At 34.1% G+C, this 22,323-nt stretch carries 20 protein-coding genes and 1 pseudogene; 8 read left to right on the top strand and 13 right to left on the bottom strand.

Annotation, left to right across the window (positions count from 1 at the left end; translation table 11 throughout):
* Positions 1 to 4: 4 nt before the first annotated feature.
* The 8 genes and pseudogenes from HS848_RS01170 to fakB1 form a co-directional block, all read right to left on the bottom strand.
* Positions 5 to 646 carry a YfbR-like 5'-deoxynucleotidase gene (locus HS848_RS01170; RefSeq protein WP_103165454.1) on the bottom strand — a complete coding sequence of 214 codons (642 nt, stop codon included), beginning with the start codon at positions 644 to 646 and terminating at the stop codon, positions 5 to 7.
* A gap of 195 nt (positions 647 to 841) precedes the next feature.
* Positions 842 to 1,999, bottom strand: a complete 1,158-nt coding sequence (locus tag HS848_RS01165) for a CHAP domain-containing protein (RefSeq protein WP_198610971.1) — start codon at positions 1,997 to 1,999, stop codon at positions 842 to 844.
* 263 nt (positions 2,000 to 2,262) lie between these two features.
* Positions 2,263 to 3,379 (bottom strand): peptide chain release factor 2 gene (prfB, locus tag HS848_RS01160; RefSeq protein ID WP_198610970.1). Its coding sequence is split into 2 segments (ribosomal slippage): positions 2,263 to 3,306 and positions 3,308 to 3,379, totalling 1,116 coding nucleotides; the frame shifts between segments, so codons are not numbered across the junction.
* Between the two features lie 210 nt (positions 3,380 to 3,589).
* Complete coding sequence (gene secA / locus HS848_RS01155; protein ID WP_198610969.1) at positions 3,590 to 6,127, bottom strand: preprotein translocase subunit SecA; 2,538 nt, start codon at positions 6,125 to 6,127, stop codon at positions 3,590 to 3,592.
* Positions 6,128 to 6,436: 309 nt separating this feature from the next.
* Entirely contained in the window at positions 6,437 to 7,015 is a 579-nt protein-coding gene (gene hpf, locus HS848_RS01150) for a ribosome hibernation-promoting factor, HPF/YfiA family (RefSeq protein ID WP_198610968.1), read from the bottom strand.
* A gap of 62 nt (positions 7,016 to 7,077) precedes the next feature.
* The gene (locus HS848_RS01145) at positions 7,078 to 7,752 is read right to left on the bottom strand and encodes a ComF family protein (RefSeq protein WP_198610967.1); all 675 of its coding nucleotides are present in this window, start codon (positions 7,750 to 7,752) and stop codon (positions 7,078 to 7,080) included.
* Positions 7,745 to 9,001 (bottom strand): annotated as a pseudogene (locus HS848_RS01140) (DEAD/DEAH box helicase family protein). Before HS848_RS01140 ends, HS848_RS01145 begins: the two are co-directional and overlap by 8 nt.
* A gap of 154 nt (positions 9,002 to 9,155) precedes the next feature.
* A complete protein-coding gene (gene fakB1, locus HS848_RS01135; RefSeq protein ID WP_198610966.1) occupies positions 9,156 to 10,022 on the bottom strand; it encodes a fatty acid kinase binding subunit FakB1 in 867 nt (288 codons plus the stop codon).
* Positions 10,023 to 10,166: 144 nt separating this feature from the next.
* Between fakB1 and HS848_RS01130 the strand changes: the two genes are divergently transcribed.
* On the top strand, positions 10,167 to 10,808 hold the full coding sequence (locus tag HS848_RS01130; RefSeq protein ID WP_198610965.1) for a YigZ family protein: 642 nt from the start codon (positions 10,167 to 10,169) through the stop codon (positions 10,806 to 10,808).
* A gap of 82 nt (positions 10,809 to 10,890) precedes the next feature.
* On the opposite strand, the gene HS848_RS01125 is transcribed toward HS848_RS01130, so the two are convergent.
* The gene (locus HS848_RS01125; RefSeq protein WP_107507482.1) at positions 10,891 to 11,970 is read right to left on the bottom strand and encodes a glycosyltransferase family 4 protein; all 1,080 of its coding nucleotides are present in this window, start codon (positions 11,968 to 11,970) and stop codon (positions 10,891 to 10,893) included.
* A gap of 392 nt (positions 11,971 to 12,362) precedes the next feature.
* Between HS848_RS01125 and gdpS the strand changes: the two genes are divergently transcribed.
* The 4 genes from gdpS to pepT all read left to right on the top strand — a co-directional run bounded on the left by gdpS (position 12,363) and on the right by pepT (position 16,161).
* Positions 12,363 to 13,433: a GGDEF domain-containing protein GdpS gene (gdpS, locus tag HS848_RS01120; protein ID WP_107507481.1), complete on the top strand. Its 1,071-nt coding sequence runs from the start codon at positions 12,363 to 12,365 to the stop codon at positions 13,431 to 13,433.
* Positions 13,434 to 13,645: 212 nt separating this feature from the next.
* Positions 13,646 to 14,407 (top strand): threonine/serine exporter family protein, encoded by a 762-nt coding sequence (locus HS848_RS01115; RefSeq protein ID WP_107507480.1) that lies wholly within the window; start codon positions 13,646 to 13,648, stop codon positions 14,405 to 14,407.
* Between the two features lie 15 nt (positions 14,408 to 14,422).
* Positions 14,423 to 14,917 carry a threonine/serine exporter family protein gene (locus tag HS848_RS01110; protein ID WP_107507479.1) on the top strand — a complete coding sequence of 165 codons (495 nt, stop codon included), beginning with the start codon at positions 14,423 to 14,425 and terminating at the stop codon, positions 14,915 to 14,917.
* Positions 14,918 to 14,931: 14 nt separating this feature from the next.
* A complete protein-coding gene (gene pepT, locus HS848_RS01105; protein ID WP_198610964.1) occupies positions 14,932 to 16,161 on the top strand; it encodes a peptidase T in 1,230 nt (409 codons plus the stop codon).
* Positions 16,162 to 16,342: 181 nt separating this feature from the next.
* On the opposite strand, the gene HS848_RS01100 is transcribed toward pepT, so the two are convergent.
* The 3 genes from HS848_RS01100 to HS848_RS01090 form a co-directional block, all read right to left on the bottom strand.
* Positions 16,343 to 17,455 carry a glycerate kinase gene (locus HS848_RS01100; RefSeq protein ID WP_198610963.1) on the bottom strand — a complete coding sequence of 371 codons (1,113 nt, stop codon included), beginning with the start codon at positions 17,453 to 17,455 and terminating at the stop codon, positions 16,343 to 16,345.
* A gap of 197 nt (positions 17,456 to 17,652) precedes the next feature.
* Positions 17,653 to 17,973: a bacillithiol system redox-active protein YtxJ gene (ytxJ, locus tag HS848_RS01095; RefSeq protein WP_198610962.1), complete on the bottom strand. Its 321-nt coding sequence runs from the start codon at positions 17,971 to 17,973 to the stop codon at positions 17,653 to 17,655.
* 135 nt (positions 17,974 to 18,108) lie between these two features.
* Positions 18,109 to 18,981, bottom strand: a complete 873-nt coding sequence (locus HS848_RS01090; protein ID WP_198610961.1) for an EMYY motif lipoprotein — start codon at positions 18,979 to 18,981, stop codon at positions 18,109 to 18,111.
* A gap of 111 nt (positions 18,982 to 19,092) precedes the next feature.
* Between HS848_RS01090 and HS848_RS01085 the strand changes: the two genes are divergently transcribed.
* The 3 genes from HS848_RS01085 (at position 19,093) to HS848_RS01075 (ending at position 20,987) form a co-directional block, all read left to right on the top strand.
* The gene (locus tag HS848_RS01085; RefSeq protein ID WP_198610960.1) at positions 19,093 to 19,608 is read left to right on the top strand and encodes a GrpB family protein; all 516 of its coding nucleotides are present in this window, start codon (positions 19,093 to 19,095) and stop codon (positions 19,606 to 19,608) included.
* Between the two features lie 105 nt (positions 19,609 to 19,713).
* Entirely contained in the window at positions 19,714 to 20,637 is a 924-nt protein-coding gene (murB, locus tag HS848_RS01080) for a UDP-N-acetylmuramate dehydrogenase (protein WP_107507473.1), read from the top strand.
* 35 nt (positions 20,638 to 20,672) lie between these two features.
* Positions 20,673 to 20,987: a CHY zinc finger protein gene (locus tag HS848_RS01075; protein ID WP_198610959.1), complete on the top strand. Its 315-nt coding sequence runs from the start codon at positions 20,673 to 20,675 to the stop codon at positions 20,985 to 20,987.
* Between the two features lie 204 nt (positions 20,988 to 21,191).
* Here the strand turns inward: HS848_RS01075 and HS848_RS01070 are convergent, their stop codons facing one another.
* The gene (locus HS848_RS01070; protein ID WP_198610958.1) at positions 21,192 to 22,238 is read right to left on the bottom strand and encodes a ferrated catecholamine ABC transporter substrate-binding lipoprotein SstD; all 1,047 of its coding nucleotides are present in this window, start codon (positions 22,236 to 22,238) and stop codon (positions 21,192 to 21,194) included.
* Positions 22,239 to 22,323: the final 85 nt, after the last annotated feature.

Genomic DNA, 22,323 nt, shown 5'->3' with positions numbered 1-22,323 from the left:
TGTTTCACCCATTTCTTCGATTTAATATAGCCATCGTAGTTTCACGTAATTCTGCTCTTGGAATAAAGTTCTCAGTTAACATTTCAGGTATAACATAATCGATAAATTCTTGTACCGAACTTAAATGATCAAATTGCATAATTGTTTCTAAACTATGTTCGTATATTTCAAAAAATAGCGATTCTGGGTTACGTTTTTGAATCTCACCGAACGTTTCATATAATAAGTCGATTTTATCTGCTACAGATAAAATTTGTCCTTCTAACGAATCGTCTTTTCCTTCTTGAAGACGTTTGCGATAAGTATCTTGGTAGGGTTCAGGTATCTCTTCATTTATAAACGTGTCCACCATTTCTTCTTCCACTTGAGAAAACAACATTTTTAACTCAGTTCTAGCATACTTTACTGGCGTTTTAATATCACCAGTAAACACCTCTGCAAAGTCATGGTTCAGTGCTTTTTCATATAAACTTTTCCAATCAATTGTATTACCATTATGCTCTTCAACTGTCGCTAAATACTGTGCTATTTTTGTGACCTTGAAAGAATGCGCAGCTACATTATGTTCAAAATATTTAAATTTACCTGGTAACCGAATTAATTTTTCCAAATCTGAAAGTCTTTTAAAATATTGATGAACACCCATATTGCCATACCTCCATACTTTATTAACTAAAAATTATACTTTTATTTATTATATCAATCAACAGTATCATGAAAAATATCAATTTTAGTAATTATTTAGACACAATATCCATTGATATACAAAAAATGGTAATTTCTATCTTCTTTCAATAGAAATTACCATTTCATTTAATACATATCTTAAGCTCTATTTCTCCTAGTGAATAAAATTATAGCCAGATGTATTTCTAATTGTTCTATTCGTTACATGATTAAAATGACCGTTCCAGTTCATTTCTGACACGTATACAGAACCATCACGATTAACACGTTCTACTACGCCCACGTGACCATAATAACCAGCGTTCGTTTGGAATACAGCGCCGACTTCAGCGCGATGATCGACTGCCAATCCAGCGTGTCTAGCTGAGTGAGCCCAGTTATTCGCGTTACCCCAATAACTGCCTACCGAACGTCCTAGTTGTTGACGACGGTTAAATGCATAGTATGTACAATTTCCATAGTAGTATTGGTTACCTTGATTCTTAATTGATCTATAATTGTAAGAACGTGATACCGGTGTACTGCGATGTGCTGTATAATGTTTCGAAATTGTGCGCGTTGAATGGCTCACTGGTGCACTACTTGACGCAACATGCGTCACCTTACTTGTAGATGCATGATGTGCATGACTCACTGCTAACGTGCTTGGTGCACTTGACGCTTTTGGTGCATTTAATGTACTCGGTACTTTTGTTGCACTTGAGGCAACTGATGCATGAGTTACATTTTGTTTATTAGAGCTGTTATCTACTGGCGCAGGTGCTTCAGTCACATCTACTTTATGAGCATCGCTTGTAGCAAGCTGAGCAACTTCACTATGTTCGTCTACATCAGTCACCGTATGTTTCGCTACAGTTTCAACATCTACAGACTTTTCATCTTGATTATCAGTAGTTGAAACAGTAGATGTTGCGACATAATTTACTAAGTTACTGTCTAAACTAGCAGCACCCTTTTCACTTACTGCAATTAAATCTCCAGGATGAATTAATAATGTTAAGCCTGGATTTAAGGCATATAACTGATTTAAAGTAAGGTGATGTGCTGATGCAATTTTATTCAACGTATCACCAGGTTTAACTTCAATAATATCGTTATCTGGTAAGACGACTTGTGTGCCTGATTGGATTTGATTAGTAGTTATATTGTTTAATGAACGAATTTCACTAGTTGTTGTAGCGAATTGATGAGCAAGTTCTTGTACTGAAATTGTATCTTTCACAACGTGTGTTTGTTGTGCATGTGCTAATCCATTAAATCCGGCAAATGCTGCAATAGAAGCCAATGTTACAGTTAAAGTTTTATTTCTCATGCTGTCATTCCTTTGTTGATTGATATACTTGTTTTTTATACTGTATCACAACTCATATCATAAAAGTGCTTTGTTAAAGCCTTGTAATATAAAGGTTAAATAACTCGCATGAATGATTTATTATTCGCCCTTTTAGTAACAATAAACTTTGTGCTTTACATTGAAATTTAAATCATTACATAATTACAAAGTAATTAAACGCATCCTTTTCAAGGCAATATCAACCGTCAGTCACTTAGATTATTGTCCTTCCAACTAGTAAATTATACTTCACTATTGTCCATGGTATGTCTTAAATAAGCTTCAATAAATGGTCCAACATCTCCGTCCATTACTGCATCAACCTTAGCCGTTTCTTCATTGGTACGATGATCTTTAACCATTGAATAGGGATGGAAGACATAAGAGCGAATTTGACTACCCCAACCAATTTCTTTTTGCTCTCCACGAATTTCAGCCATTTCACGCGCTTGTTCTTCTAATTTTAATTGATACAATTTCGCCTTTAACATTTTCATTGCCGCTTCACGGTTCTTAATTTGGGAACGTTCATTTTGGTTATTTACCACTATACCTGAAGGATGGTGCGTAATACGAATAGCTGATTCAGTTTTATTAATATGCTGACCGCCTGCACCTGATGCTCTGAATGTATCGACAGTAATATCGTCTGGATTAATCTCAATTTCAATTTCATCATTATTAAATTCTGGAATGACATCACAAGAGGCAAATGACGTATGGCGTCGTCCTGAAGAATCAAATGGTGATATTCTAACTAAACGATGCACACCTTTCTCAGCTTTCAAGTAGCCATAGGCATTATGTCCTTTAATTAACAATGTCACACTCTTCACCCCAGCTTCATCACCAGGTAAATAGTCCACCGTTTCAACTTTGAAACCTTTTTGTTCACCGTAACGCTGATACATACGTAATAGCATACTCGCCCAGTCTTGTGATTCTGTACCACCAGCCCCTGGGTGTAATTCAAGAATCGCATTATTCGCATCGTGAGGCCCATCTAATAATAGTTGCAACTCAAATTGGTCGACTTTAGCCTTGAAAGCATCAATATTAGCTTCCAAATCAGCTTTCATATCTTCATCAAATTCTTCTTGCAACAACTCCCATGTCGCCATCATATCTTCGACTTCATGTTCTAAATCTCGGTAACCATTCACGACTGACTTTAGCGCGTTATTCTTATCAATAACCTCTTGCGCCTTATTCTGGTCGTCCCAGAAATTTGGTTCCGTCATCATTTCTTCATATTCCTGAATGTTTGTCTCTTTATTTTCTAAGTCAAAGAGACCCCCTAATTTGTGCTAGATTATTATTATATTCGTCAATATTACGTTTAATTTCCGATAATTCCATCGTTTATCTCTCCTATTCATTCGCTATACATGTCTTTATAATACACGATAATTTTATGACTTGTCATTTTGTTTGGAAAAGGCCGACCACTTAAGACTATCATTTGTTAAGTTAAGCCCTATCGTAGGTAGTAGATCTTTCCATGAAATACAGTAAAAGCAGGAGTGTGACTATACTTCACATCTCCCGCTTAGTTTGATTGTCTATCTACTATTCATCTTTACCATGACAATTTTTATATTTCTTACCACTGCCACATGGACATGGGTCATTACGACCTATTTTGTCCCCTTTAACAACCGGTTGTTTTTTCACTTTTTCTTTACCGTCTTCAGCAGAGACATGTTGTGCCTTACCAAAGTCAGTTGTTTTTTCACGTTCAATATCGTCATCTACTTGAATGACTGATTTAAGAATGAATTTAGACGTATCTTCTTCGATGTTTTGCATCATCATATCAAATAATTCATGTCCTTCATTTTGATAATCACGAAGCGGATTTTGTTGCGCATATGAACGTAAATGAATACCTTGACGTAACTGATCCATTGTATCGATATGGTCCGTCCAATGTGTATCGATTGAGCGTAAAAGAATCATACGTTCAAACTCAGGCATTTGATCGCCAATTTTTTCTTTTTGACTTGCATATACTTTTTCAATTTTAGCCCAAATTACCTCAAAGATATCTTCAGAATCTTTACCTTTAATATCTTCTTCTGTTAAATCGCCCTCTTGTAAGAAGACATCATTAACGTAGTTGATAAACGGCGCATAATCCGGATTATCGTCTTCTTCATTGATATGATAATTAACGCCACGTTGTAATGTAGAACGTAACATCGCATTAACCAATTGAGAGCTATCTTCTGAATCAATAATATTATTACGTTCATTATAGATAATTTCACGTTGTTTACGTAATACTTCATCATATTCCAAGATACGTTTACGTGCATCGAAGTTGTTACCTTCAACACGTTTTTGTGCTGATTCAACCGCACGAGATACCATTTTAGATTCGATAGGTGTTGAATCATCCATACCTAAACGGTTCATCATATTTTGAAGTCTTTCTGAACCGAAACGTACCATCAATTCGTCTTGAAGTGATAAGTAGAAACGACTGTCACCTCTATCACCTTGACGACCAGAACGACCACGTAACTGATCATCGATACGTCGTGATTCGTGACGTTCTGTACCGATAACAGCAAGGCCGCCGATTTCTTCTACGCCATCGCCTAGTTTAATATCGGTACCACGACCAGCCATGTTTGTAGCGATAGTTACAGCGCCTTTTTGACCTGCATTTGCTACAATCTCAGCTTCACGTTCATGGTTTTTAGCATTTAATACATCGTGTCGAATACCACGTTTTTTAAGTAAATTAGAGATGTATTCACTTGTTTCTACAGCTACAGTACCTAATAGTACAGGTTGACCTTGTTTATGTTTTTCAACAACATCTTCAACAACTGCATCAAATTTACCTTTTTGGCTAATGTAGATTAAGTCTGATTTATCAACACGTTGTACCGGTTTATTCGTTGGAATTTGCGTTACTGTCATATTATAAATATTACGGAATTCTTCTTCTTCCGTTTTAGCAGTACCAGTCATACCCGCTAATTTATTGTACATACGGAAATAGTTTTGGAACGTAATAGAAGCCATTGTTTTAGATTCGTTTTGAATTTTTACGCCTTCTTTAGCTTCAATAGCTTGGTGTAAACCTTCAGAGAAACGACGTCCTGGCATTGTACGTCCAGTGAATTGGTCAACGATTAATACTTCGCCGTCTACAACCATGTAATCGACATCGCGTTGCAATGTGACATGTGCTTTTAAAGCAGTGTTAATATGGCTGATGACTTCAACGTTTTGTACGTCATATAAATTTTCAATTTTGAACATGCGTTCAGCTTTGTCAGCACCTTGTTCAGTTAAATGTACGGCTTTGGTTTTTTCATCATAATTATAATCGTCTTCTGCTTTAAGCATTTTCGCAAATACATTTGCTTGAGTATATAGTGATGTTGATTTTTCAGCTTCTCCTGAAATAATCAACGGCGTTCTTGCTTCATCAATTAAGATTGAGTCAACTTCGTCGATGATCGCAAAATGTAAAGGTCTCATAACACGTTCTTCTGCATAGTTCACCATGTTATCTCTTAAATAGTCGAAACCTAATTCATTATTTGTACTATAAGTGATATCTTGGGCATAAGCTTCACGTTTTTCATCTGTTGATTTACTGTTTAAGTTTAGACCAACTGTTAAACCTAGAAACTCGTATAATTCTGCCATTTCTTCACTTTGAGAACTAGAAAGATATTCATTGACTGTGATAACGTGGACCCCACGTCCAGCTAATGCATTTAGATAGGTAGGCATTGTAGCTGTTAATGTTTTACCTTCGCCTGTTCTCATTTCGGCAATATCACCTTTATGGATAGCGATACCGCCCATAACTTGTACTCTATATGGTGTCATATTAAACACACGTTTTGACCCTTCACGTACTAAGGCATACGCTTGAGGTAAAATTTTATCTAAGTAATCATTTTGTTTTTTTACATCTTCAATTTCTTGAACTTCTTGTTGAAATTGTTTTGTTTTATTTTTTATTTCTTCATCAGTTAAGATAGCCATATCTTCCTCTAACGCGAGTACTTCATCGGCTATTTTACCTAGACGTTTTGTTTCTTTTTTATTGCCGTCAACAATTTTCGATAAAAATCCCATTACGTCCGCTCCTTTAGCTTAAAAACTGTTTGGCTTACAACAATTTATCATATCATTTATACTTTAGAATTTATACTCAAAAACTCATATAAACACTATTTTTAATTGCGCGCAACTATTATTACTTACTTTGTCTCCCTAAATCACTTTCATTATCTATACGTTTTAATCATAAACTTCTAATTACCTCATTACATTAGCATAGCATCATATAAGCGTCCACGAATTACTATAACGAAATAGTTAGAACGACTAAGAGCGCCCATGTTATATGGACGCCCTAAGTAATTAATCAATATTATAAAACGACTATTCTGTTGTTTCAATTAATCCGTATTTTCCATCTTTACGTTTATAAACAATGCTTGTTCCATCAGTGTCACGATCTGTAAAGATGTAAAAATCATGTCCTAATAAATCCATTTGTAAGACTGCTTCTTCTGAATCCATTGGTTTTAAATTAAATTGTTTAGAACGGATAATTTCAATTTCACTATCAGTCTCTTGATTATCTTCAGTTTGCGCAGTTGGTTCTATAGGAGTCACTTCTGCCTCAGAAACAAAGGCTTCTTGTTCGCTTTGACCTTTGTGTTTACGGTTAACACGCGTTTTATATTTACGGACTTGACGTTCTAATTTGCTAGTAACTAAGTCAATTGCCGCATATAAGTCGTCATGGCGTTCTTCCGCTCTTAAAGTAACATTTTTTAAGGGAATTGTTACTTCAATTTTAGTTGTAGAATTTTGGTATGTTTTTACTTTTACGTGCGCTACTGCGTTTGGCACGTCGTTAAAGTAACGTTCAAGCTTACCAATTTTTTCCTCAATATAGTTGCGGATGGCATCTGAAATAGTGAGGTTATCTCCATGAATTTCAAATCTGATCATAGCTATCTCTCCTTTAACCTCTTGTATTGTTAATTCTTAATTTTATAATACCATGTTTTCGCTTATCTTGAAAACGTAAACACTTTGAATTTTCTGATACTTTTCTCGTATAGTTTTTCCCCTGCATGATGGACGGTCAAACCGGTTGTATATATGTCATCCACTAGCAATATCTCTTTACCAGCTAGCTCTATATCTTCTTTTATAAAGAAGGGATTAGTTGCTTTCGCTCTAGCTAATTTTCCGAGGCTAGATTGTTTAGGACGCAATGAAGCACCTAAGACATTATGATACTTCACTCCCATTTTATCTAAGACGGTTGACACAGGATTAAATGTCCTTTCCTTATCTCGTTCATAAGGCGATGGAATAGGTATGATTAAATCATAAGTTGTCTCAGGTAACCGAAGCATAGTGGCTAGCAGATCTGCCAAATAGTAATCTCGCATAAATTTATAATTATGAATGGTGTCTTTCATTATTCCATTATATTGGTAATCACAGTAAAGTTGTGTCATTAAAGTAAATGTTTGTGCTAAAAACTGACAGTCTAAGCAGGTGCCTTCTGTGGTGGTATGATAATTCAAACACCTTGAACATCGATATTCATCCATCACTAACTCGCTTTGCTTCCACAGTGACAGGCAAGTGTCGCACAATCGAGGACTCGGTCTGTAAAAATTCAATAGAGATAAAGCTTCATGAATAGGTTTTAAACATTGAAGACATTTAGTCATCTAACCACCCACGTTTGATACCTAGTCGATTCATATAAACGATATCTCTTTTTGCTAAAATCATCGCTAGACTTACACCCTCATGTAAGAATAATACCAAGCCTGTAGGGGCTTCCTTCTTGCGACCTACTCTTCCGGCAATTTGGATTAAGGCGGCCTTTTCAAAAGAATCAGCATTAAGCACAATGACATCTAAGCATGCCATAGTAAACCCTCGTTCTAAAATAGTTGTTGTGAATACAATGCGATGTTCTCCTTTGCGTAGCGCCTCAACTTTATCGAAACGTAAGGCATCTTCACTAGACACACATATTAAATCTGGAAAGAAATAATGATAGTGTTTAAAGGCCATTTCCATTATTTCTATATTATTAAAAAAGACTAACGTAAAGCGTTGAGCTTCTAATTGTTGATAAAGTATAGATTTAAGTTTGTGTTGAACGCGATTAGCCTTCAACTTAAAATAAGAAAACTTAGGGATAGGTAAAGTGTGGCGATGAAAGCGAGCAGGAAGTTGGATAATCTGATTGTTAGATAGTTGTTTAGTTAAGCGTTGAGTTGGTGTAGCCGTCATAAAGATATAACTATGTTGGGGTTTCGAAGCAAGATTGATTGCATTAAATAATTGGGGATCCCTTGATAAGGGGAAAGCATCGACCTCGTCTATAAAAACAACATCGAAATGAGCTTTGAAACGATAAAGTTAAGGAATAGTGGCAAGCACAAAATGACCATTATACCGTTGATGACTAGATTGGTATAAGATATCGATGTCTTCACACGTAAATGCTTGCTCTACCCGTTTACTCGTTTCGATGACTACGTCTACCCTTGGGGAAACAATCGCAATATTATAGCCTAATCGACGGGCTATTCGAATACCCTCAAACATCATTTCTGTTTTTCCAGCACCGGTAACTGCATATAATAATAAGTCTTTTTGTTCTCTTATTGCTTGTACTACCTTGGCAGAAGCATACGTTTGTTGCTCAGATAACTCAAATGGCAATTTATATTCTCCAGAAGACGTTTTGCTCACACTCTTCGTTATCTTATACTCTGTAATATTATCTATACGGCCTAATTGAATACATCGTCGACAATATATAATCGTTTGCTTTAAAAATGAACTTTCATACTGGCACCAATAGGCTGGATTTTCATTACCACATTGAAGACAGCGATAGCCATGAGAAGTGGTTAAAATACCTGGGGATACTGAGAGGATGGGTTCGTCACTTAATATCATAGAAGGGAAAACTAACTTTCCATAATGTTTTATTTTGTACCACGCCCTTTTCAAATTATTAATAAAGTTGGAGCGAGATTGCAAAATCTATGACATGACATTAGATTTCAATCTCGCTCCCAACAAGTTTTAACTCATATATAAAATTAATGCATTAATTAATGACGATTTTTTTAGGGAAATAACCTAGGCCTAAGCCTCCAGAACCTAAATGAGAGGCTACAACAGGGCCAAACTCAGAATATTGAATATTCACATCAGGATACGTTTCTTTTAAATGGTTGTAAAAGGCTTTACCTTCTTCAATCTTATCACCATTTATTACGAAGACGGTTACTTCATCTAACCCTCTAATTTTCTCAAAAATATTTTGCTCTAAAGCGTTAAATGCACGTTTTTTTGTTCTCACTTTTTCAAATGGATAGATTCGACCATCTTCTTCAAAGCGAAGGACTGGTTTCATTTTCAATAATGTACCTACCCAGGCTTGTGCGCCCGTAATACGTCCACTTTTTTGTAGATTCTTCAAATCGTCTACAAATAAATATGCACCAGTATTTTCTCTAATTTCTAACAATTCCTCGATAATTACGTTAGGAGTAAATCCTTTTTCGACAAGCTCTAAAGCATATAATACATAACTACCTTCAATCATTGCAGCTAAATTACTATCGAATGTATAGACGTTGACGCCCTCAACCATTTCGCCTGCTTGTGTAGCTGATTGATAACTACCACTTATGCCGCTTGATAGGTTAATTACAATAATATCTGTATAGCCTTTATCTCTAAGTTGTTCGTAATTTTGAAGCCATTCACCAATTGCTGGTTGACTTGTCGTTGGGAATGTTTTTGATGAGGCCATTTTTTGGTAAAAGTGTTCCATTGGGATATTATCGTTCTCGGTAAACGTTTTACCATCATCAAACGCTACACTTAATGGTGCGATAGGTATCTGGTGTTTCTCAATCATCTCTTTTGGTAGATACCCAGTGGAATCTGCCATTACTGCGATTTTCATAGTAGTCCTCCTCAATTATACACATCACCATTATAAATTATTTTAATTAAAAAAGAAATTCATAATCATATATTTAATCATTCAAAAATAAGCGTGTATAATAAAGGTCAAATAACTTTTATAGATATTCGAGGTGACTACTCATTGAGCGATCCTATCGTTACAATTAAACAAGAACATACTATTGAAAATGTAATCAGTAAATCCCGCTTCATTGCACATATTAAACCTGTGTTTTCAGAAGATGAAGCTAAACAATTTATTAATCAAATCAAACAACAACATAATGAAGCGACACATAATTGTTCAGCCTATACGATTGGCGATCAAATGAACATTCAAAAAGCTAACGACGATGGTGAACCAAGTGGTACGGCGGGCGTGCCTATGCTTGAAATTCTAAAAAAATTAGATGTGCATAATGTATGCGTAGTTGTAACACGTTATTTTGGTGGTATTAAATTAGGTGGCGGCGGTCTAATTCGTGCTTATAGTGGCGCTGTTAGGGATGTGATTTATGCAATTGGACGCGTAGAACTACGCGATGCCATTCCTACTACAGTGACGATTGGTTATGATTTAACTGGAAAATTAGAATACGAATTAGCATCAACTTCTTATTTTTTAAGAGATACGACTTACACTGACAAAGTAAGTTATCAAATTGACGTGGTACAAACCGACTATGAAGAATTTATCGAATTTTTAAATCGCATTACTGCCGGAAATTACGAATTACATGAAAGCGATATTAAAAAACTACCGTTTGATATTCCTACAAATTAAATCCGTTTTAATATAAATAACCTTGTGTATGTTTAACTATCTCAATGAATAGATAAAGCTACACAAGGTTATTTACTTTCTTTTATGATTTTTTATTATAATTTTCGCGTGGATGGGTTGAGTCATTTTTCTTAGTAATTAAATTAAGAATAGGACGATAGCTATCATCAATCAATCCAGTAAATTCCACGATAAGTTCTATTGTTATCACAATAAGGATAAACATAAGCAAGACACCTAATGGTTGAGATAAATACAAGATTATACTTGATAAACTAAACATAATTGCGATTGAGTATATCAATAGTACTGTTTGTCGGTGACTATACCCTAGCGCTAACAATCTATGATGTAGATGTGATTTATCTGCTTGCATAATGTGTTGCTTATTTTTCATACGTCTAATCATCGCAAATAACGTATCTATAAATGGCACGGCAAGGATGACGATTGGGAAGAACAAGGAAATAAATGTAATGTTCTTAAAGCCTAATAAGGATAAAAATCCTATTATAAAACCAATCATCAATGCCCCGCTATCACCCAAGAATATTTTTGCAGGATGAAAATTGAAACATAAAAATCCTAGTAGTGAGCCGATTAACACACTACAAATCATGATAATAAAAACATTGGCCTGTAAAATTGCAATAAATGCGATTGTGATGAGTCCAATAGCTGACACACCAGAAGCTAAGCCGTCTAGCCCATCAATCAAATTAATCGCGTTTGTAATGGCCACGATCCAAATAATTGTAATTGGTATACTAAATATTCCGAAATGGATGGTCGGTCCCATTGGAAAAGATATAAAATCTATCGTTATATCATAAAAAACAACGATTGAAGCGGCTACAATTTGGCCTAATAACTTTAAAATTGGTTTCAAATCGTAAATGTCATCAATCAAACCTACTAAATACATTACAATGGCGCCGATAACTAGAGGTCGGACTTCTCTTTCTATTGGATGACCAAGCCATATTCCAATAAGAAACGAAAGTAAAATGACGGTGCCTCCTAGCACTGAAACGGGCTTTGTATGTATTTTTCTATAATTAGGTCGATCTACTAAATCTAGTTTAATAGAGACCTTAATTACAACAGGTGTTATTATTAAACTGATTACCAAAGTTACAGCAATGAGTAGTAGAGTATACATCAGTTCACCTTCATTAAATCCCTCTTATTTTTTCACATTTGCTTTTTTAATCTTTTATATTATTTAAACAGTTGTTTTTTCTTTTGACCATTGGACTATAGTACCAAGTGCTCATAAAAAACATTTAGCATTGAGTGTGATTCCTTATCTTATTTCTTTTTTATTCTAGAATAGTTTACATCGTTTTGAGTAAAACTGCACTTAAATCTAGTAATTGTAAATATTTCGTAAAGACAAGTTTATTTTTTCTATCATATCATTTCATTATTCTTTTGAATATGAAAGTCCATTTATCTATTAAAATTCTCCTTATTAAAAGATACAACTTAATGACAAATGGTAAGTTTTCACTTACAATAACTAATGGTTAAATTAAAGGAGTCGATTCCAATATGATTGAAGCAATTATTTATAATATTGCGGTCATGGTTGCAGGTATTTACTTATTTCATAGGTTACAATACTCTGAAAACAAGATAATGATTTTTTCTAAAGGATACGTTACAGTTTTAATGACTTTAGTAGCTTTATTATTAGCTGCTTATCCTATCCCCTTTTATGATAAGTACCTGATTCACCTAACTTTTGTTCCACTATTATTCTTGGGACGTTACACGAATATGGGGTATACTTTAATTGCAGCAATTATCGTCGCATTAGTCGATGTGTTTACATTTGGAAACTCAATTTTATACGGCGTAGTGCTCATAGTCATTGGTGTGATTGTTAGTATGGTAGGACCTTTCTTAAAGCAGAACGATATTATGTCTCTAGTTATTTTAAATCTTATCAGTGTAATTATTCTGTTTATTTTATCTATCTTCAGTCCACTTTATGATTTATTTGAAGTTGCTGTATTAGTTCCAATTTCATTCGTCTTAACCATTACTTCAGCGATTACATTCGTAGATATGTGGCATTTCTTCTCTCTTGTTACACGTTATGAAAATGAGGACCAATACGATTACCTCACTGGATTAGGAAACGTTAAAGAGTTTGATAGACATTTAAATCATATCTCACAAATTGCTGAAGAAAATAAAGAAAGCCTAGCCTTGCTTTTGATTGATATTGATGGTTTTAAAGATGTAAACGATACTTACTCACACAAATCTGGAGACGCTGTACTAAAACAAATGTCTCAATTACTAAAAAATTATGTTCCTAAACAATTCGAGATTTTCCGTAATGGAGGCGAAGAATTTTCAGTCGTTATCCGTGATTATTCATTAGATCAAAGTGTTAAATTGGCTGAAAATATTAGAACTGGGGTCGAAAAATCATCTTTCCACTTACCTAATAAAGAAGTTATTAAACTCTCTGTATCTATCGGAGTTGGGTATTTAACACAAGATGATCATAAATCTCAACGTAAAGTCTTTAAAGATGCGGATGATATGGTTCATGTGGCTAAGAATGAAGGTCGAAATCAAGTCATGTTCAACCCAATTATCAAGATATAAATTAAATTTCAACTGTCAATTTGTTATACTAAAGATTAATTTTACTTAGTGAATTTAAGGTATAACATATTGACAGTTTTATTCATTTTAAGAACTGTTTAAGATATTGTATGAATGCATAACGTACTATTGCAAGTTGAGTGTTCAAGTTGTACACTTCAAATTGTCTAATAAATAAAAATTCTTTATTCAATTATTCGGGGGTGCCGTTTATGTCAGATTCAATCACTATTATCGACGAAAATAAAGTGATTGATGTTGTTTTAATAGCTGGAAGAATTTTACTAGAAGCTGGCGCAGAAACATATCGTGTTGAAGATACCATGAATCGTATTGCCTATAGCTATGGGCTTCATGATACATATAGTTTTGTAACTTCAACGGCCATTATTTTCTCACTAAATGATCGTACGAGTACAAGACTTATTAGAATTCGTGAACGTACTACAGATTTAGAAAAAATTGCGCTTACTAATAGTCTTTCACGTAAAATTGCTAAAAATGAACTCACTATAGATGAAGCGAAATCAGAATTGATTCATTTACGACGTGCTTCATTGCAGTATTCATTTTTATTAAACTTTTTTGCTGCTGCCATTGCCTGTGGATTCTTCCTATTTATGTTTGGAGGCGTAGCTTCCGATTGCTGGATTGCAATCATCGCTGGAGGCGCCGCGTTTCTAACATTTAGCTTAGTACAACGTTTTATTCAAATTAAATTCTTTTCTGAGTTTGTTGCATCCGCCGTCGTCATCACGATAGCTTCAACTTTTACTCAACTAGGAATTGCTACTAATCAGAATATTATTACCATTTCAAGTGTAATGCCACTTGTACCAGGTATTTTAATTTGTAACGCTATTCGAGATTTAATGGCTGGAGAACTGTTAGCGGGCATGTCACGTGGTGTTGAAGCCGCACTTACATCATTCGCTATCGGTGCTGGCGTAGCCATTGTACTACTCATTATTTAAGAAAGGCTGTGCCAAATGTTATTTTATTTATTTCATTTTATAATTAGTTTCATTTCTACAGTACTTTTCTCAATTATATTTAATGCTCCAAAGAGACTCTTAGCTGCCTGTGGCTTTGTTGGTGCCGTAGCTTGGACAATCTATCAATTTACTGTAGATATGGATTTAGGAAAAGTAGGCGCCGCATTTTTAGGTAGTTTCATACTTGGATTACTAAGTCACGTGATGAGCCGTCGTTATAAACGACCCGTGATTATTTTCATCGTGCCAGGTATCATTCCTTTAGTGCCTGGTGGTACTGCTTATGAAGCAACACGCTTTTTAGTGTCGAATGATTATACTCAAGCAGTTAATACATTTTTAGAAGTAACACTTATTTCTGGATCAATTGCGTTTGGTATTTTAGTAGCAGAAATCCTCTACTACATTTATACGCGTATCAAACAATATTATGATAAAATCAAAGGTAAAACATATAGAAAATCATATAATATGAATAATAGAGTTTAAGGGGATGTCTAGCCATGAAAGAACAAATTATAGACAGATTATCACGTTATGTGAAAATTGATACACAATCTAATCCTGAGTCAGAAACTACACCTTCTACTGAGAAACAATGGGATTTATTGCGTTTATTACAACAAGAACTTACAGAATTAGGATTAGATACTGAGCTTGATGACAATGGCTACTTATTTGCTACAGTAGAAAGTAATATCGATGTTGAAGTGCCAACTGTCGGTTTCTTAGCTCATGTGGACACATCACCTGATTTTAACGCGACAAATGTTAACCCTCAAATTGTTGAAAATTATGATGGTAAACCTATTAAATTAGGTGATACTGGTCGCGTCTTAAGCCAAGAAACTTTTCCAGAATTAAAAAAATTAAAAGGTCATACGTTAATGATTACTGACGGTACATCATTACTAGGTGCAGATGATAAAGCTGGTGTCGTAGAGATTATGGAAGCTGTGCAATACTTAAAAGCACATCCAGAAATCAAACATGGTCGCATTCGTATCGCCTTCACACCGGATGAAGAAATTGGACGCGGACCACACAAATTTGACGTAGAACGCTTTGATGCTGACTTCGCTTATACAATGGATGGTAGTGAATTCGGTGAGTTACAATATGAAAGTTTTAACGCTGCAGAAGCTAAGATTTCTACTCATGGTGTTAACGTGCACCCTGGTTCAGCTAAAAACATTATGGTTAATGCACTTTCTTTAGCCCATCAATTTCATAGTTTATTACCTGCTAGTGAAGTTCCAGAGCGTACTGAAGGTTATGAAGGGTTCTATCATTTAATGAAATTTGAAGGTAATGTTGAAAAAGCAACGTTACAATATATTATTCGTGATCATGATAGACAAGAATTTGAGTTACGTAAGAAGAAATTACTAGAAATTCGTGATGATATTAATACACATTATGAAGATTTCCCAGTAAAAGTAGATATCGAAGATCAATATTATAATATGGCTGAAAAGATTGAGCCACATCCATATATTATCGATATTCCTAAAAAAGTGTTTGCTGACTTAGGTATTGAGCCAAATACTGATCCAATTCGTGGCGGTACAGACGGTTCACAACTTTCATTTAAAGGTCTACCAACACCTAATATCTTTACTGGTTGCGGTAATTTCCATGGACCGTTTGAATATGCGTCAATTGATGTGATGGAAAAGGCAGTCCAAGTTATTATTGGCATTGCTCAAGAAGTAACACATCATCAAAAGTAAACAAGAGTGACAACAAAAATCCGATATAATTTCAAGATTAACTAGTACACTCATTCTTGAAAATAAAAATTAAATAGTATAAAAACAGGCTTGAAAGTGGTTGATTTCTAAACGAATCAATCACCTTCAAGCCTATAATTATGGGTTAATATCTCACTGTCTCATTATTAAATTTTAATCTTTATAATGTTGTTTTTAACAATTTAAGTGCTTGCACTGTAAAATGTCTAATTTGGATACCCATTTTAAAATCAGGATATGTGGCAGGCATTTCAGTAAATGTATTGAACATTGCAGTAACGTTATAATTATCAAAAACATCAAATTTGTCTGCAGTAGCACAAATAGCGATTGAAGGCTTATTGTGTTTAGCAGTTAACTCTGCAATAGTTAAAGTGGTCGTTTCAAGTAAGTTATCTTCTTCTTTTAACCCTTCACCGAAAATAATCAAATCTGCTTGAGATATTAAATCATCTAAATGTGTAATTTGATTGACCATTTCGTGACTAGTTAGTATTTCTGCTCCATATAGACCTTTTAATAGCGCAGCAATACCACCGCCAGCTCCGCCACGTTCAATAGGCCCTAAAGCAACTTGTAGTTCGTTTTTTACAATTTCACTAAAATACCATACTAAATTGTCTAATTCTGCGGCTTTATCTCGACTAATATGGTGTTCTTCATATGTTTTCATAATTTCACTATTTTTACCGTACAGTTTACTTGAAAAGTCTGACATAACTTGAATATTAGCGTCTTTAAAACTTTGCGGAATGTTTGATAAATCTATATGTCTAATGTATTTAATAATTTTAGAACCTTCACGCGCATCTAATATATTGCCTTCATCATCATAAAATTGAGCGCCTAACGCTTGTAACATGCCACTACCACCGTCAAAACTATCGATGCCGCCAAGTGAAATGACAATATTATCTGCCCCGTTATTTAAAGCATCTACAACCATTTCACCTAAACCATAACTTGAACGTTGAGCAATCGGTTTTTGACCTTTTAAGAATAAATTACCTTCAATGATTGTTAGACCTTGTTCAGTTTGCCCATAGACCGCTTCAATCTCATTCATGTCTGCATCATGGACATTAATTCTATATTTTGTGCCTGATTGCCATAAAAATACTGAATCCATTAATTCATGTCGTCCATTAAACAAAGGCACTTGTACGACATCTGCATCGTCTATTTGACTTGTTACCGCTTCTTCTACGAAACGGTTAGCTTGATAACTGGAAATAATACCATTAAATTCATCCATGGCTACTAATACTTTCATTCGTTAATCACCTCATGCCATTTTCTGTTATTTTTATAAAGATGCTTTTAGACATTATTACTTCAACTTCACTTTCACATTATACATGGGTTAAGTCGATTTTTCATAATAGGAAGATATCCTAAGGTAGAATTGAAGGCTGAGACTACGCATTCGTGTCCCAGCCTTAGATTACTCTTTTCTTATTTAATTGTATTTTACTCTTCGGCTTGAGCTAGCGAAGACACATTAATATCATTATGAGTTGCATTCCACTTCGCTTCTCCGTCTATAAAGTAGAAAGCTTGAGGAGACTCATGTTTCACATTTGTTTTTTCAGCGATATAATCAGAAAGTTTTCTTTCTTCTTGAACGACTAAATAATAGCCATCCATATCTCTTTCATATAAGAATTTTTTAAATTGATCAAATGCAGCCGCTGAGATTGGACAAGTATCACTATGTTTTAATACAAATACATATTTATTATCTTCTAGTACTTGTTCAAACTGGTCAATCGAACTCAGCTTTATAACCATTCTATTCACCTCTAAATTTATTTATGCCCCTATAGTTATTTATGATTACTATAAACTACTTAATGGGTACAATTATACACACTTCATTCTCCAATGTTAACCAGAAATTTAATTTAAACTTGGTTATATTCGCTTTTACTTTTTTAATTTTTTAAAATTATTGTAAAAGTCATTATCGTGTTCACTTAATTCTTTACCCGTTTTTGGCAACTTATCGACATCAATTTTGGAAAGTTTTTTCTCAATATTAACAGTTGTTTCACGTGTATCATAATAATTCAACAGATTATAATACATTTCAATCGCATTTTTACGTGCCGCATTAACGTTAGAATCTGTAATATTCGTCTGATTTAACTCTGTAATTTGTCGTTCAATTAACGGTTTAATACGTTGATTAATTGCTTTTTTAGAGTTCGCATGTTCATTTTCCAAATATTTTTGCGCTGTTTCTTTCAATTTCTTATTGTTACTTTCAATCTTCGAAGTTAATTGATTAGCGTCATCTTGATTGCTTGCTTTTTGAATTTTAGACTCTACTTGAGAACGATTGCTTTCGAATAATTTAGTATAATCTAAAATGTCTTCATTTGCTTTGATTGATTGATTACATAAGTCTATAAATGATTTAAGCTCATCAATTGATTGTCTTTCTTGCTTAACATTATCTACATACTTTGCTTTCAAATCTTTTGCATCCTGATTATCGGCAGGTAATTTTTTAGCCTCTTTCTCATAAGCCTCAAATGCTGGCATAAGATGATGATTTACATCTTTTTGTAGTACTTTAAACTCTTTTTTATTCTTATCCGTCGTATCTGTCTTACTTAATTGGTCTAATTGTTTTAAATGAATCTTGTCCATTACCGTTTTGACGTCTTTCTTCTTAGCTTCCACTTCATCTAACTGTTTCTCAAATTCTTTCAAATTAGCATGATATTGGTTACTACAAGAAGATAAGGTTAACACACATATGATTATTATCGAAAGAATTGCTAATTTTTTCATCTTTGCACTCCTATCAACACGTATTATACCTAAACCTATTTATATTGAAAATAATTTGTGCTATAGTATTTCAGAATTTGTAAAATATCCTAATATTTGAAGGAGACTTATATGTACACGACTGTTCAACCTTTTGTACAAGCACCGTCTACTACAGACTATAATGTATTATATCAAACTACCAAAACATTATTATTCGACTTGCTAGACTCCCCTGTTCAATTTACACAACATATTGGCGGTACAAAGCATTTCAACTATGCCACAGAGCCAATTTTAGATATTTTAGTAGGTGTAAATAACCTTCATGATATTACTTCTTTAGATGAAAAACGACTAAACTATGTTGGCTTTTATCGTTTGCATCATCCTTATAAAAAGAAAGTCATGATGGCAAAATTTAATAATTTGATTGAGCTAAAACAAACAATTCGTTTACATATCGTTCAAATGGACACACCTTTATTTGAACAATATTTAGCAGTAGATAAGGCACTTGCTTCCAATCCAGATATTGCCCTTCATTTTTCAGAAAAAAAGAATCAAATTATTAATCCTGTAACTACGATAAGAAATTATGAAAATCAAAAACAGCAATACTTCGAAAAATTATACAAACAACTTTAGATACAAGAGGGATTAATAATAATTCGCGCTTACCTTCTTTCGCAAATCAGTTATAAAGTTGCTATAATAAAGAATAGATTATAGAAGAGAAGAAAGGATGTACTTATGTTAAAACAAGAAGACATCTTACAAGATTTAAAATCCTTAATACCTGAAGACATTATTAAAGTGAATGAACCATTAAAACGATATACATATACTGAAACAGGTGGAAATGCAGATTTCTATTTATCCCCTACTCAGAATGAGCAAGTTCAAACAATTGTACGCTATGCTCAAGATAAAGATATACCTGTAACGTATTTAGGTAATGGTTCTAACATTATCATCCGTGAAGGTGGTATTCGTGGTATCGTCATTAGTTTATTATCACTAAAACATATCAATGTATCAGACGATGCCATTATTGCAGGAAGTGGCGCTGCAATCATTGATGTATCTCGTGCTGCAAGAGACCATGTATTAACAGGCTTAGAATTCGCTTGCGGTATTCCAGGCTCGGTCGGAGGCGCAGTTTATATGAATGCTGGCGCTTATGGTGGGGAGATTAAAGACTGTATTGATTATGCATTATGCGTTAATGAACAAGGTGATTTAATCCAATTAACTAGTAATGAATTAGAACTAGATTATAGAAATAGTATTGTACAACAACAACATTTAGTCGTTTTAGAAGCGGCCTTTACTTTAACACCTGGCCATCTTGATGAAATCCAAGCTAAAATGGACGATTTGACTGAACGTCGTGAAACGAAACAACCACTTGAATATCCATCTTGTGGTAGTGTCTTCCAACGTCCTCCAGGCCATTTCGCTGGAAAATTAATCCAAGATTCAAATTTACAAGGTTACCGTATAGGTGGCGTTGAAGTTTCTAAGAAACATGCTGGTTTCATGGTGAACGTAGATAATGGTACAGCCACAGATTATGAAGATTTAATTCATCATGTACAAAAAGTTGTAAAAGAAAAATTTGATGTAGAACTTCATCGTGAGGTTCGTATTATTGGCGAACATCCTGAACAATAAGGTTCGAGTTAGTGAATAAGGAGACGATATAACAGATGCCAAAAGTTTATGGTTCCATTGTGGATGACGAAACACGTTGCGTACACTACCATACTTTTTTAGATGTCGTTGCCATTAAATTTAAATGTTGCAATAAATACTACCCTTGTTATCAGTGCCATGATGAACATGAATCACATCAAATTGTTAGATGGCCTGAAAAAGAGTTCAACCAAAAGGCTATTATGTGTGGTGTGTGTAAGCATGAAATGTCTATCCACGACTACATGATGACTGAACGATGTCCAAATTGTCACGCTCATTTTAATAATCGCTGTAAATTCCATTATCATTTATATTTTGAAGTATGATTAAAATTAAAGGGAGTGATTGGCATTGTCTACCGCAATCATAGGTGGCTTTGTTATCGTAATACTCATAGCAATTTTTGATCATTTTTCTAAAAAGAAAAAATAACATATCAATATTTAAAAAGGCTTGCAAGTGATTTCGACTTTGAAATCACTCGCAAGCCATTATTTTGGAATTAAATTCCAGCTTCTTTATTTAATATATTATTTGTCTAATACTTCTTCTAATTCGTCAATTTGTTTCATTGTAGTAGTTGTTGAACCTGAAGAGAAGTACCATAATTTTGGATCTAATTCATAAACTTTATCATTTTTAACTGCTTTAACATTTTTAAGTACATCGTTACCTAATGTGTCTTTAGCTGTTGATTGTCCGCCTACTACTGCACCACGGTCCATTGCAAGAATAACATCTGGATCTTGCTCAGTGATATATTCATTAGTTACATTTTGACCATGTTGACTGTCATTGACGTTTTTATCAACTGGTTCGAAACCTAAAGTTTTATATACTAAACCGCCGAAACGTCCATTAGGACCAAATGTAGATAATTCACCTTCGTTAACTAATAAGTACATTACTTTTTTATCGAATTTCTTAGTTTTGTCTTTCATGTCAGCGATGTCTTCATCTAAATCTTTATTAAGTTCTTTCGCTTTATCTTCTTTGTCGTAGATTTTACCTAAGTTTTCAGTGTTTTTCTTCATGTCTTTAACTAGATTTTCTTCATCTGCACCCACATATACAACTTTAGCGTCTGGTGCTGCTTTTTTGAATTCATCTAAATTCTTCTGATTAGCTGTTCTTCCTGAAACAAAGATAACTTCAGGTTTAGCTTCTGCTACTTTATCAAAGTTAACTTCTTTTAAGTTACCTGTATTAAGATATTTGTCATCTTTGAAGTCACTTAAGAAGTCTGGTAAGTTAGAGTTGTTTTCACCTTTTGGTAATGCTTTAACTTTGTCTGATACACCTAGTTCTTTAAGAACGTCTAATGCACCGTAGTCTAATACGACTGCATTTTTAGGATTTTTCGGAATTTCTACAGTATTGCTAATTTTTTTGGCATCGCTGCCATCTCGTTCTTGACCGCTTGCTTCAAAATCATTTTTGATTTTTACAGTTTTAGTTTCTTTAGCGTTGTCACTTTCACTTTTAGATCCTGAATCATTACTACTATTCGATCCGTTACTACATGCTGATAAAACTAAAACTAAAGTTAATAATAAAAATAAGACAGTTTTCTTCATTCCTATCACTCCTTAAAAATTTAACCTTGCTGCTGAGTTTCATCTGGACTTTCTCTACTCTATTCCTTCGAATAGCATCACCCCT

This window comes from Staphylococcus caledonicus, assembly GCF_016238465.1.
GTDB classification, from domain to species: domain Bacteria; phylum Bacillota; class Bacilli; order Staphylococcales; family Staphylococcaceae; genus Staphylococcus; species Staphylococcus caledonicus.
Note: the sequence above shows the minus strand (reverse complement) of the source record. Positions and strands in the feature narration are given on the sequence as shown.